The sequence below is a fragment of the Campylobacter sp. LR291e genome (assembly GCF_008633915.1).
In the GTDB taxonomy this organism is placed as follows: domain Bacteria; phylum Campylobacterota; class Campylobacteria; order Campylobacterales; family Campylobacteraceae; genus Campylobacter_D.
In genome coordinates, this window is the sequence record NZ_VJNV01000026.1 from 1 (window position 1) to 13586 (window position 13586).

Genomic DNA, 13586 nt, shown 5'->3' on the forward strand with positions numbered 1-13586 from the left:
GGAATAGGAAAGAGATAAAGAAACTTACAAAAGAAGAATTAATATCTTTAAAATTTAATGGTAAAAGTTTAGATATATTCATTAAAAATAAACTTCAACATTCTTTTCAAGCAGTAAGTGGCAAACCACAATTAGAAAATAATAAATATTATTTTACCTATGAACAAGAAAGACAAATGTTAAAAAACGAAGGTCCTATATCAGAAAGTATTTTATAGAAATTGATAAAATAAGCGATGCAGCATTTTATAGATACACTAGTTGGGGTAATAAAAATGTCCAAATAAATTTAAATAATCAAGAAACTTACAATAGAACTGGATTTTATATTCATGGTGGTTGGAGTGCTGGAAGTGCTGGATGTATTGATTTATAGGATAATAATGATAAATTTTTTAAAATCTTATTATAGTTAATTCAAATTTATAAAGATGAAATTTTAAAAAATAATGTTAAAATCCCTTTATTTGTAAAATATGAAAACTATACAAAGGTAGAATGTTCTAGTAATTTATTTAATTTACTTAAAGAATGCAAAATTATACAATGATAATATATTTTTTTCTTGTTTTAAGTCCTATAGTTTTTATCTTTACGCAAAAATTAAGATTTTTTGCTGTTATTTTGTCGTTTTGTTATTTAGTATTTTTTTTCTTTACATGATATATATATTTATTAATAAGTAGCAATGATTCATGGGGTTTATTTCAAACAGAATTGAAAGTAAGCAAAAACGTTTTTATTATATTTAAAATTATTTGTTTTTTATTTGATTTTATTTTATTATTTTTAGCTTATAAATTTAAAAATTTAAGAATTGCTATTTTTATCTTTTTTACAATATGCAATTTATTATCACCATTTAATTTATTAGAAAGATTTTTCTTTGGTAGATGAATAAGTTTAAAAAATCCATATTGATATTTTGGCTGTCTTTATTGTTATTATTGCTTTATGGAATGTTTTTTGAGTCAAGTAGAGATTTTGAAGTTTTATTTTTTCAGGGCTTATAGAAGATTATTTTAATTTTCTTATTAGGAATTTTAAGTGTTTTTGCAGAACAATATAAAAATAATATTTCTGTTACTTATTTTTTATTATGGTATTTTTGTTTGCCATTTATATACGCTTTAGTTTTTAGTTATTTAGTATTTAATAATGAGTTAAGTTTTGTAGAAAGTATTATTTATTTATGCTTTTTATTATATGGTATTGTTGGTGCTACCGGTTTTATATCTTGGTTTTTAAATAAAAATAAAATATTTAAAATATGTGCTATGCTATCTTTATTATTTTATATACCTAGTACTTTGCTATTGTTTTTTAACGATAATATAAAATATTTTTACTACCTTAAAAGGTAGTAAAAATATTTAAAGGCTTAATTATTAATAACCCTTTCATAAGCCTTTATTTTTCTTTCAGTATATAAAACTACTTCCTTTATACTTTCTTTTTGAATAGTCCTTATAAATTTTTCTATAAAATCAAAGGCGATTTGCTTGTCTTTGTTTGTGGGGAAAGTTACAAACATTTCTTTTGCAATCTTACGATTAAATTTATTTGCATAATCAAATCTTGAAAAGGCTGCTTTTTTGAATGTAGTTAAAAAATATATATAACGCTTTTCATTCCATAAATTAGAATCGTAAGGATATAAGCCTTGAATATGAGAATAACCTATAAAGTTATTTGGTTGATAAAAATAGCATCTGACGTAGTTGTATCGCTATAAGTTATCATATTGCCTTTTTCTGTAGGTGGTAAATCAACATATCCACCGATTCCATTTGATAAACTTGAATTAACCACTACAGGCACTTTGCCTTTTGTTTTAAATAGTGTTGAATTTGTGTATCCATACGAACTTGTCGGGTGAATATCAAATAAATCCCCAATCTTAACTTTCTGCCATTGTAAATTTGAGTAATTAGAATCTAAGATACCCTTAGACCCCCCCCCTATTAAGTGCGTTAAAGGCGTTAAGTACTTGTTTTTCTTCTTCGTTTAATACATAATCTTTCAAGCCACTAGCTGTAAGATAGGCATCAAGTTCGCGTACGTAGCTTTCCATATAATCAAAGGCGATTTGGTTGTTTTTAACGGGTAAGGTTATTTTATGTTTTATAAAACTATTTTGTCGATATTGTTTTCCATAACTCCATTTTTCTTTATCTTTGCCAATTGTCGTGCTAATATATTGCATACTAAATATATTTATAGGAATTTTAGCTGTTAAAACTAAAATATTATCATCGCAACAAAAAGGGCTAATATGAATAAAAGAATTACAAAACATATCAATAGTAATAGCGTTAGAAAAAATTTTTTGATTTTCATTGCCTATAAATTCTTTTACGCCTTAATTTTGTTCCCCTGCTGTTATTAAAGGAATTTCGCTCTTAATTCTATCATTTTTAACTAATCTCGTACTTCTTTCACAAAAAAATAAATCTTTTAACCTAAATTCCCTAAATTCGCCACCCTCTTGCTTGAATTTTTCTTCAAGCCCTAATAGAGAGTGGCTTAAAAAAAAGATTTTTCTTTGACCTCGTTTTTTAATATTTGAGAAATCTCAAAGGCTAGAAAATCACTTACATTTTTTTAAAGTCTACTAAACTAGGCTTAGAATCTATCTTTTTATGCTGGTCAAAATTCCAATCACAACCACTAGAATCGATAAAATCTTCTATATAAATTTTTATCAATATCCCATAAGTCCTTAGTTATTTTTGCGTTTTTACCTGCCTTGTAGATATTGATTATTTCTTTATACCTTAACTCAGGGTTTGAAATTTCTTGCAAAGTATTTTTTGTACGCTTATAGCCATCATTTCTAAAATCTATAAATTTTACAGGCTTTTCAAAATCGTGAGGAATTTTTGTCTCAAAGATATAAATACTAGTTTGAACTCCAGCCATAGGTTGAAATAAATCCATAGGCATTTTAATACTTGCCTTTAAAGTGTGATTTTTTAGAATTTTAGTATTGCTTTTTGTAGCCTTACCACTTCCTGCTGAATCTTGTATAATGATAGCTACAAGCCATCCTTTTTGCATATTTCTTAATCCAAATTCTATAAATGGCATACCATTTTCATCCCAAGTAAATGGAGAATTTAGTAAAATTCTAGTTGCCTTAAAATATTCATAAAGGCTTGGTAGCGTATCAAAGGTGTTTGCCTTTTGAATTTTTAAACTTTCATCGCCTCTTAAAATCATATTTGTAGTAGCAAGGGTAAACATTTCAGCGTTGTATTCTACGCCTAAGAGTTTATTTTGCTTTATGGCTTTGATTTTTTCATTTGTTTTAGTACTATTCTTACTAAATTTATTTTTTACCCTTTCTATCATAAGTTCCATAGCAGATATTAAAAATCCAGTTGAACCTGTAGCTAAGTCCATAACCTTACAATCTTCATCGATTTCTAAGATTTGGGCCATCATTTTGGTTATATAAGGATGGGTTAAGACAATGCCAAGTTCTTTGCCATCACCTAGGGCATATTTTAAAAACTCACTATACATTTGCCCCATTATATCAGCGTGTCCTTCGATTTTGATTTGTTTAAAAATATAATGATAAATATAAGTAAAAATTTGTTTATTTGTGCTTGATTGAGTAGCTAGTAGATTAGCTACTAGTTTATCGTTGCCAATTTTTGAATCACTAGCCGTGCTTATAGTTTGAATTTTATCCCTATCTAAGTCCTTTGAAATTTCATTAAAAACTTAACATAAGATTTCTTTTTGTTTCATCTTTGATTTTATGTTTTAAAAATTCTTCTATTTGATTTATTATAAGCTTTTCATCTCTTTTATTTTCTAGTTGAGAACCTTGTAAATTTTCTATACTAAGATCTCTTTCATCCCCTATATCTTGCATAGATAAAAGCATACCTGATATGTAAAGTACTCTTTGAGGTGCTGTTATATTGTGATTGTGCATAAGTTTATTAAGCTTTTTAGCGTGTTCTTGTAGATAGTTTTGAGTTTTAATAATGAGTTTATGTTTATCTTCTTCGATTAAAATAGCTGATTTATAAAAGGTTTTAAAGGTCTTTTTATTTTTTAAAAATCAAAAGTTTGATTATCTAAAAGCTTATGAGAAAAAAGGCTTGAGCCATAAACATAATACATTTGCATTTTAACATTATTTTTATCATCTCCTGCTACGCCTATAGCAATAGCTTCTTTATATTTGCCACTTTCAATAATGCTTTTTGCATAATAAACGCTCCCATTAACTGCATAATCACCAATGGCCCTTTTTTAAGACTGATATTATTGTTTTTATTTAAAATTAGCTTTGAAAGGTGAAGTTTGCATTCAAAAAGAATAGGTATAGGCTGGTTTGCAGTATTTTTATAAATTTCAATGCTAAAATCTGGAATCTTAGTACCCGTTTTTTAGCTGTCTTACTTGCACCTTGCAAAACCTCTTTTAAATAAGGCGAGTAAGCTCTTTTTTCATAAAAATCTCTACCCTTTACAAGTCCTAAATTTGATAAATTTGCTTTTACAAAATCATCAACATAATTTTCATGTGTCCAAGTTTGATTCATTTTTTTTCCTTTATAAATTCTTTAAACTTTCCTTGCAAAATTTCACAAGCTTTTTAGGATTTTTTTCGCACATTAGTGCTTCTCTCATGCAAACGCCACTTATGTTAATATCCTTTAAAAGATTGATATTATTAGCGTTTATCCCACCTATTGCAAAGAGTGGAATTTTACTAAATGAACAAAGTTCTTTTAAAAACTCAAGCCCCTTTGGTGCTAAATCTTTCTTACAAGAACTTTCAAAAATATGACCCACAAAGGCGTAATTTACCCTATAACTCATGGCCTCTAAAAGCTCTTCTTTTGAATGTATAGAAGTGCCTATTGAGTAAAAATAACGCACGATTTTACTATCTTGCCTTAAAAGTGGCAAGGTAGCATGAAATTGTCTATGTCCAAGCCTTAAACTTAATCTATCATAGGTATGCAAAATGCAAGTTACCTTAGCCTTATTGCAAATTTTCAATACCTCTTTTGCAAGGTCCATATATTCGAATTCGCTAAGCTTTTTTTCCCTTAAAACAAAGGCATCAACCTTAGCCCTTGCGAGTTTTTCAACCTGCTTTAAAAAATCGCCTTCAACTAGGTCCATATCGCTAATTGCGATGATTTTTTTATCCCACATAAATACTATCACTCATTACAGCTTGAAAATTGTTAGAATTTAGCATTTTTAAAATACTTTTTACATCTCTATTATCAGCTATTTCAAATTGATTATCGCCCTTTTTGTCGCCTCTGTGTTCGCCTATGCCAACGCTTACCCCAGCACTCATTTTAGTAGCCCCATATTTTATAACTTCATCTCTAAAACCAGCTCTTTCGCGACTTGATATAACTAAATTTGCAAAAGGCAAAAACAAACGATAAGCACATAAAACTTGTAATAATCTTTTTTCGCTAACATCCTTTGGGCGAATTTTGTTATTGTTTATTATAGGTCTTAACCTTGGTACAGATATTGAAATTTCAGCGTGAGGGTAAAGTTTTTGTAAATAAAAGGCGTGTAGTGCACAAGACAGGGCATCTTTTCTAAAATCATCAATGCCAAGTAATGCCCCAAAGGCAACCCCACGCATTCCAGCCCTTAGGGCCCTTTCCTGGCCATTAAATCTATAAGGCATAACGCGTTTTTCACCTGCTAGGTGCAATTTTTCGTATTTTTGTGGATTATAAGTTTCTTGAAAAATGGTTACATAATCACAGCCTGATTTATGTAAAATTTCGTACTCATCGACATTTAAAGGGTAAATTTCAACCCCAACTACCTTAAAATATTTTCTTGCCATTTTACAAGCTTTGCTAATATACTCAACGCTTGCAAATTCGCGTCCTTCGCCAGTTAAAAGTAAGAGCTCTTCTAAACCACTTTTTGCAATGATTTGTAATTCTTCTTCAATCTCTTCTTCGCTTAATTTTGCCCTGGCTATGTTATTGCCCTTTTGAAAGCCACAATACACGCATTTACTAGCACAAAAATTACTTAAATAAAGAGGGGTAAATAAAAAAATACAATTTCCAAAGTATTTTTTTTGTACCTTAGCTGCCTTTAAGACTATCTCATCTATGAAATTTTCAGCCTTACTTGAAAGTAGGGCTTTTAAATCATTTTCGTTTAAGTATTCAGCATTTAATGCCTTTTTAATATCAACTTCATTAAATTCGCTTTCTTCATAAGAATTTCTTTGGGTTAAAACTTTTTCAAAAATATCGCTTTTTATATCTTTCATAAATGGTTCATACTGCATACAATCTTGCATTATTTATCCTTAAATTTTTTAGGGATTTTAACAAAATCTTATTAATAATTTATAAAAAATGAAATTTTGATTAATATTTAAAAATTCTTTTAAAATTCTTTTCACTTAGTTGATAGGTGTCTATTAATTCAAGGGACTTTACCATGTGTAATGTTCCTTGTTTGTATTTTTGAAAATGTTTTGTTTTGATATGTTCTTCATAAGCAACTTGATTTTTGTAAATTTCTAAAATTTTAATTTGAGTATTATCTTTAATAACTATCATAGGATAAAGTGCGATAACGCCTTTTTCTTTTTCCATGGAAGTTTCTGCTACTTCTTTAGCATAAGTTAAATACTCGTTTAAATATTCAGGGTAAATTTTAATATCTGAAATTCTTACAATCATATTATCCATTGATAACTCGCTTGAAAATAAGGCTATAAATGATAAGATTAATATTAATATTTTTTTCATATTTTAAAAAAATAGGGCGAAGTCGCCCTAAAATTAAAACTCACCACCCTCAATAACCACATCATCAGCCTTAATATCATCTGAAAAATGAGCTTTTAAGGTATCATCATAGGCTTTATGGAAGAATTGTTCTTTACCAAGATTTACTATTAAATTATCAATAAAATCTTTTAATTCTTTATTGCCTTTTGAAACTGCAGGGGCGATTACATCAAGGTTTCCAAGTTCTTTAATAACTACCTTATAATCAGGGTGTTCTTTTACCCAGGCAAAAAGCAAGGTATTATCATGGCTTAAAGCTTCTCCTCTTTTATCCATTAGTGCAGCAAAGGTTTCTGTGTTTTGGTCATATTTTAAGCTTTTAAAATCAGGATGATTTTTAGTAAAATAAGCATCTGCTGTAGTACCCTTATTTAAAAGTAAGGTTTTATCCTTTAAATCCTCGATTTTTTCAATATTTGAATCATTTGGCACAGCAACGCCTAAGGCTACTTTCATATAAGGTTTTGCAAAATCAACTTGTTCGGCCCTTTCAGGAGTTTGAGTGAAATTTGCTAAGATAACATCTACCTTATTAGACTTTAAAAACTCAACCCTATTAGCAGCCTCAACAAGTACAAATTCTACCTTATTTTCATCGCCTAAAAGTTCTTTTGCGATACGTTTTGCAAGTACTACATCATAACCTTGATTCTTTCCATTTGCATCAACATAACCAAATGGAGGCTTATCTCCAAAAACGCCTATTCTAATAACGTCTTTTTTCTTAATTTCATCTAAGACGCTAAGTTTTGCTGACTCATTACTATCTACATTTGAATTTGTAGTTGGTTTAGAATCAGAACAAGCACTCAAAAATAGTGCAACAAAGAGTGCAAAAACACTAAGGAGTATTTTTCTCATATCCTACCTTTCAAAAAAATTTTTGCCATTATACTTTTTTTTATTTAATGATTTAGGATAAAAACATTTTTTTTTAAAAAATTTATAACTTTACTATGATTTAATAAAAAATAAATATAATTTTGTTTATTTTTTTAAGGAGAAGTTATGAAAAAGGCTTTGCTGTTAAGCTTGTTTGCTTTTATCTTTGTGGCGTGTTCTAATTCTATAGAAGATGAGATTGTTAAAAAATACGAAACTAGGGTTAATGAATTTTCAAATTCGTATAAAGAATGGTTTATAAAGGATAAAAAAGAACTTGAAATTTCAAATTTTGTTTGCAAAAATGATAGCTCCTTTATACTTTGTGAAAATGATGGTTTTAAGCTTTATAGTAGCGATATTTTTCAAGATTATAAACAAGCACCCTTACTTCAAGCAAATAAAATAAGTCTTCGTTTTAATGAAGTTTATACAGGCAAAAAAGAAGGCGAAATTTCATATAAACAATATATAGAAGATATGTTTAAAAATAAAAAAAAATTAAAACATACTATAAATATAAGTGGTCTTAAAATAGGAGATGAAGTAGCAAATTTATTAACTGACTCAGTTAGTACAGGAGATGAAAGTTTAAATTCTCTGCTTGCTAATTTTATAAAAGATGAGTATAAATGGCAGGGCGATATAATTATGAGTAGACAAAATGATGGCATAAAAATTATTTATGATTATGCATTAATAGGGCTTAAAGGACCATTGAAGGCAAATATAAATTCTAGTGCCGTGTTTAAAAATGCAGGTTTGGATTGGTTTGATAAAATAAATTTGAAATTTAACACTGATGCTATAGAACTTAACGATAATATAAATTTAAAACTTGCTACTATGTTTTTTAGCCCTCAAGAGGTACAAGATCCACAGGCCTTAGTATCCTTGCTAGAAAGCCTTAGTTATATACATTTACTAGATACAAAGCTAAATATTAGCTTTGATAGTAAAAATGCTTTAAAAAGCTATGTTGCTGCTATTAAAAGTACTATAAGTTCTATTATATTACATGGTGATGATGCAAGGTTAAATACAAGCATGAAAAATATCTTAAACCTTGTAGATAGCATTACAGAAAAGCCTGTTTATAAGCTAAATTTAAATATGGTATTTGGCGATGTAAACTTAGATACACTTGCAAAAGACCCATTTAAATACATGGCTATAACCATTAATGGTAAAAATGTACTTAATGATATTAATACCTTATGGCTTTTTGTGGCTGATAATTTAATACCTTATACTGATTTTGATTTTTAGGCTATGAAAATACTTTTTTCTCCAAGCGAGGCAAAAAATTATGATTGTAAGGGTCCTTTTATAAGCAAGGACTCTTTTATCTTTAAAGAACTTTTTACTTATAGAATGCAAGCTTTAAAGGCTTATGAAGAAGTTATAAATTCTAATGATGATACACTTTTGCAAGGACTTTTTGGCTTAAAAAATAATTTTGAAAAATTTAAAAATGATTTAAAAAAAGCAAATACTACAAGGGCCATAGAACTTTATAATGGGGTTAGTTATGAAAATTTAGCTTTTTTAAGCCTAGATGAAAGGGCTCAAAACTTTTTACTTAAAAATGTGCTTATCTTTTCAAATCTCTTTGGGCCAGTTTTGGCAAGTGATGCTTTGCCCTTTTATAAATTTAAGCAAGGCTTTAAATTACCAAATTTTGAGATAGAAAAATTTTATAAAAATCATTTTTCAAAGGCCTTAAATGAGTACTTAAAAGATGATGAAATTTTAGATTTAAGGGCTAGTTTTTATGATAAATTTTATATCCCAAATAAAGAATTTTATGTTTTTAAATTCCTAAAAAATGGCAAGGTGGTAAGCCATTTTGCAAAGGCTTATCGTGGGCTTTTGTTAAGGCATATTGCCTTAAAAGGTATTAATTCTTGCAAAATTCTTTTAGAAAATTTACCTTCAAATTTAAGCCTAAAAGATATTGATAAAAAGGGCTTAAAAACTAAATTTATCTTGCAAAGTTCATAGGTTCGTCAACTAATTTTAAATTTAAGACAAAAACTGGGTTTTGATTGATATTTAAGGTAAAAATTTTCTCACAACTTGCCTTATTTTTATTTTTATAAACAAAGCTTTTTAAGAATTTAAATAAATTCTCATTTGATATAGAACCTAATAAAATAATGAGTAAGCTATTTTCATAAATGGCATATTTGTACTTTACCCCACTTGGAAATAAATCAAGGTTAAAACTAAGGCTATCAGTGGCTGGGTCATAATTTAAAAGTTCAATCTTAGTAAACAAGCTATCAAATTCGAAAAAAGAAATATGTTCAAAAATATGCACCTTATCGCTAGTTTTTTTATGTAAAAGCTCATTTTGTGCGTATTTTTTTTGATAAATATCAAAACATGAATTTGAAAAGAAACGAGAAATTTTACTAATTTGCTTAAAATTTTTTATCTTTTTAAAATTTGAGTTTTCTAAAGTTTCTTTTTTTTCTATATCATTTTTTTCAAAATCATCTTGTAAATTTTCTTCTTCGATTATTATTAAATTTTCTTGTTCTTCTTCGTTTAAATGTGTGTAAATTTCATTAAATGAAAAACTATCATCCTTGAATTCTAAGATATTAATTAAAGGCGTTATAAAAACACTTTCATCTCTATTTTCAATGGTATCTTCTAGTATAAATGCCCTTTTGCAAAAATAAGATTTGTGAATTTTATACTCTTTTGTTAATCCTTGAAAACTAAGTTTCATTTATCCTCCAAAGCCATGGCTATTAATTCAAGTGGATTTTTAAATATAGTTTTGCTTTTATTTTGTATTAGGGCATTTGAAATTTGCATTCTACAAGCAGAACACTCAGCACTTACAACCAAAACTTCGCATTTTTCAATATCCTTTGCCTTTTTAATCCCCACTTCTAAAGACTTTTCATAATAATCACTTTGCATACTAACCCCACCAAAACCACAGCAAGAATTTGAATTTTCTAATTCTTTAAAAACGAAATTTTGCTTTAATAAAGTTCTTGGTTCTTTGAAAACTCCCTGCATTTTTCTAGCATGGCAAGGGTCGTGATAAGTTAGGCTTAAATTTTGTTTTTTGTTATCTTTAAGAAGTTCTAAAAGTTTGGTATGGTCGTGAAAAAATTTGGTTGCTAGTATGATTTTTGATGAAATTTCTTTTGCCCTTTTAGCCCAATCAAGTTCATTTTGCATAGTAAAAAAATGCTCATAATCCACATTTATCATAGCCGAACAAGTAGCCTCTATGGTTATGATAAAATCAAGCTTTTCAAGCTTTTTTTCAAAATAAATTATATTTTGCTTTGCTAGTTTTGAAACGCTTTTAAAATCGCCCGTGAAAAATTGAGGTGCCCCACAGCAAAGCTGTTCTTTCATCAAATCAACATTGATTTTTAAGGCCTTTGCTACTTTTAAAACTGATTTCGCACCTTCAATATAAAAATAATTTGATAAGCAGCCCACAAAAAAGCCTATATTTTGACTCCCACCATTATCTATAAAATCAGGGTTTGAATTTAAAAAACTTTTCTTTTTAAAGCTAGTTAAAAAACGACCCTTTTTAATAAAGGGCATTGAAAATTTAGCTTGCATACCATCGTTTTTATCATGGATTTTAAAGGCACAGCTTTGAAAGACAAAGCCAAATTTAGCCACTATATCAAGGATTTTTCTATTATTTAAAAAATAAAAAATAAGCTTTTTATACCAAGCAATGCCAAATTTTTTAGCTATATCATAGCGAATATTTTCAATGGCATTATCAACTTGAATATGATTAGGACACACTTCAACGCAGTTTGTACACAAAAAACAAGACTCAAATACTTTTTTAGCTTCTTTATCTAGCTTAATATCACCTTCTTTATAAGCTTGCAAAAGGTCTAAAAAGCCACGAGGCGAGGTAATCTCATCAGAATTTATTTTATGTATTGTACACTCTGGTATACACTTGCCACATTTCACACAAGCATTATAAAGCTTTGATAAATTCATTATTTAAACCGTTTTTGAAAAGACTTTTTTATCTTCACTTATTTTTTTATAATAAGCATCAAAACACATAGCTATATTTCTAATGAGTAAGACCCCAGTTTCATTAACCTTAATGGAGTTTTTATCTATGCTTAGAAAATTTTTATATTCTTGCAGTTCTTTTAAATCATCATTAAAATATTCAAAAAAATCTATATTAAATTCCTTTTCTATATCCTTGATATTTAGAGCAAAATTTGCCATTAAAGACATAATTACAGCCTTTCTAAGCATATCATCATTATTTAATAAAATTCCCTTTTCAAAGGGCAAACAATCATTATCAATAGCCCTTTCATACGAAGGCATATCCTTAAAATTTTGTGCATAATGATTAACACCTTCTCCTATGCTAGTTAAGCCAACTCCTATTAAATCAGCCCCACCTTTGGTAGTATAACCTTGAAAATTTCTATGTAAAGTGCCATTTTCAAGGGCTTTAAAAAGCTCATCATCAGCCTTTGCAAAATGGTCCATTCCTATCATTTTATAATCATTTTGAGTAAGAAATTTTTCACAATATTCCAAGATAGCAAGTTTTATATCAGGGCTTGGTATAGTACTTTCATTAAATTTTCTCATATTTTTTTTAAGCCAAGGCACATGGGCGTAATTAAATATTGCAAAGCGGTCAGGGTTTATTATAAGGGCTTTTTCAAGGGTTTTTTCAAAACTTTCAAGGCTTTGATAAGGAAGTCCATAAATTAAGTCTATATTAACAGATTTTATACCCTTGCTTCTTACCAAATTTACGACATTTTGAGTTAACTCAAAGGGTTGAATTCTATGAATTTCTTTTTGTACCCTTTCATCAAAGTCTTGTACCCCAAAGCTAATCCTATTAAAGCCATGTTTTGTAAGTACACTGGCTTGTTCTTCGTTTAAAAATCTAGGGTCAATCTCACAGCTAATCTCAGCCCTTTCATCAAGATTTATAAATTTTTCTTTTATTTTTAAAATCAATCTTTCAAGTTGCTTAGCACTAAAAAAAGTAGGGGTCCCACCTCCAAAGTGCATTTGTATAACCTTTCTTTTAGTATTAATGATTTTGCTAAGCAAGTCAAGTTCTTTGAAAATATAGCTTAGATATCTTTCTTTATTTTCTTCTTTTGCAGTGTAAATTACATTACAGCCACAAAAATAACAAGCACTTCTACAAAAAGGCAGGTGAAAATATAAAGATAAATCCCTATCTTGCTTTTTTAAAAGTTCTATGTATTTTTCATATTTAAAATTTGTGCTAAATTCAATAGCAGTAGGGTATGAGGTATATCTTGGTCCAGCTTTTGAGTATTTTACAAAGCTTTTATAATCTCTCATTGTCCCTTGCCTTGTCTATCATTTCTTGCATATCTACAAATAAATTTGGGTGTTTCTTTTTTACTTCAGCTACGATTTTATCAAGGTCTACATCTATGTTAACGCCTCTGTCTTGAAATTTTTCTTTAATGGCATCCATTGCTACCAGCCACACATCATTAAAATCAATAGGAATTTGTTGATAAATAGCCTTTTCAAGCCTTAATTCGAAATTTTCTTTTTGATTTTGTCTAAGGTTATCTAAGATATTTTTAAGCGTAGAAAGTGAAATCATAGTGTGTAAATTATCATTTTCATCTATCACAAACCAAGGCTCAGGCCCATTACAATGACCATGTATAAGACTTAAAATCTTTGCATTATCTGTATTTTTACTAACTCTAAAAACGGTTTTATCTTTTTCTTCTATTCCTAGTCTTTCGGCAAACTGGTTAATCTGGTCTACATTGTCGCTGTGTTTTTTTAAACTTTTCATAATCATCCTTAATTTTTAATGCGTAATTTTAACAATTTTTTGCTT

At 28.4% G+C, this 13586-nt stretch carries 14 protein-coding genes and 1 pseudogene; 3 read left to right on the forward strand and 12 right to left on the reverse strand.

Annotated features, from left to right (window positions below; translation table 11 throughout):
* The coding region (locus tag FMM58_RS08715; protein ID WP_223810143.1) for a hypothetical protein at window positions 1-218 on the forward strand (218 nt) is incomplete at its 5' end.
* Window positions 219-1381: 1163 nt separating this feature from the next.
* Here the strand turns inward: FMM58_RS08715 and FMM58_RS09360 are convergent.
* The 8 genes and pseudogenes from FMM58_RS09360 to FMM58_RS05610 all read right to left on the reverse strand — a co-directional run bounded on the left by FMM58_RS09360 (window position 1382) and on the right by FMM58_RS05610 (window position 7681).
* Window positions 1382-1684: a hypothetical protein gene (locus FMM58_RS09360; protein WP_411675303.1), complete on the reverse strand. Its 303-nt coding sequence runs from the start codon at window positions 1682-1684 to the stop codon at window positions 1382-1384.
* The gene (locus tag FMM58_RS09175; protein WP_317845995.1) at window positions 1681-1965 is read right to left on the reverse strand and encodes a restriction endonuclease subunit S; all 285 of its coding nucleotides are present in this window, start codon (window positions 1963-1965) and stop codon (window positions 1681-1683) included. Before FMM58_RS09175 ends, FMM58_RS09360 begins: the two co-directional genes overlap by 4 nt.
* Window positions 1949-2299, reverse strand: a complete 351-nt coding sequence (locus tag FMM58_RS05580; RefSeq protein ID WP_150150939.1) for a hypothetical protein — start codon at window positions 2297-2299, stop codon at window positions 1949-1951. The genes FMM58_RS09175 and FMM58_RS05580 overlap by 17 nt, the downstream gene beginning before the upstream one ends.
* 227 nt (window positions 2300-2526) lie before the next feature.
* Window positions 2527-4564: pseudogene (locus FMM58_RS09365) on the reverse strand (class I SAM-dependent DNA methyltransferase).
* Window positions 4565-4574: 10 nt separating this feature from the next.
* Window positions 4575-5186: a thiamine phosphate synthase gene (locus tag FMM58_RS05595; protein ID WP_150139812.1), complete on the reverse strand. Its 612-nt coding sequence runs from the start codon at window positions 5184-5186 to the stop codon at window positions 4575-4577.
* Window positions 5176-6321, reverse strand: a complete 1146-nt coding sequence (thiH, locus tag FMM58_RS05600; protein WP_150180496.1) for a 2-iminoacetate synthase ThiH — start codon at window positions 6319-6321, stop codon at window positions 5176-5178. The genes FMM58_RS05595 and thiH overlap by 11 nt, the downstream gene beginning before the upstream one ends.
* Window positions 6322-6391: 70 nt before the next feature.
* Window positions 6392-6718 (reverse strand): putative quinol monooxygenase, encoded by a 327-nt coding sequence (locus FMM58_RS05605; protein ID WP_223810457.1) that lies wholly within the window; start codon window positions 6716-6718, stop codon window positions 6392-6394.
* A gap of 93 nt (window positions 6719-6811) precedes the next feature.
* Entirely contained in the window at window positions 6812-7681 is an 870-nt protein-coding gene (locus FMM58_RS05610) for a cysteine ABC transporter substrate-binding protein (RefSeq protein WP_150139798.1), read from the reverse strand.
* Between the two features lie 147 nt (window positions 7682-7828).
* Here FMM58_RS05610 and FMM58_RS05615 point away from each other — a divergent pair, with 147 nt between their 5' ends.
* Entirely contained in the window at window positions 7829-8971 is a 1143-nt protein-coding gene (locus FMM58_RS05615; protein WP_150139797.1) for a JlpA family lipoprotein adhesin, read from the forward strand.
* Between the two features lie 3 nt (window positions 8972-8974).
* Entirely contained in the window at window positions 8975-9706 is a 732-nt protein-coding gene (locus FMM58_RS05620; RefSeq protein WP_150139795.1) for a YaaA family protein, read from the forward strand.
* Here FMM58_RS05620 and FMM58_RS05625 read toward each other — a convergent pair.
* The 4 genes from FMM58_RS05625 to FMM58_RS05640 are packed head-to-tail and all read right to left on the reverse strand — an operon-like array spanning window position 9687 to window position 13541.
* Window positions 9687-10442, reverse strand: a complete 756-nt coding sequence (locus FMM58_RS05625) for a DUF5416 family protein (RefSeq protein ID WP_150139793.1) — start codon at window positions 10440-10442, stop codon at window positions 9687-9689. The two genes, FMM58_RS05620 and FMM58_RS05625, sit on opposite strands and share 20 nt — an antisense overlap.
* Window positions 10439-11707: a (Fe-S)-binding protein gene (locus FMM58_RS05630; RefSeq protein WP_150139791.1), complete on the reverse strand. Its 1269-nt coding sequence runs from the start codon at window positions 11705-11707 to the stop codon at window positions 10439-10441. Before FMM58_RS05630 ends, FMM58_RS05625 begins: the two co-directional genes overlap by 4 nt.
* 3 nt (window positions 11708-11710) lie before the next feature.
* Window positions 11711-13066: an oxygen-independent coproporphyrinogen III oxidase gene (gene hemN / locus FMM58_RS05635; RefSeq protein WP_150139789.1), complete on the reverse strand. Its 1356-nt coding sequence runs from the start codon at window positions 13064-13066 to the stop codon at window positions 11711-11713.
* Entirely contained in the window at window positions 13053-13541 is a 489-nt protein-coding gene (locus tag FMM58_RS05640) for a DUF2603 domain-containing protein (protein ID WP_150139787.1), read from the reverse strand. Before FMM58_RS05640 ends, hemN begins: the two co-directional genes overlap by 14 nt.
* Between the last annotated feature and the right edge of the window lie 45 nt (window positions 13542-13586).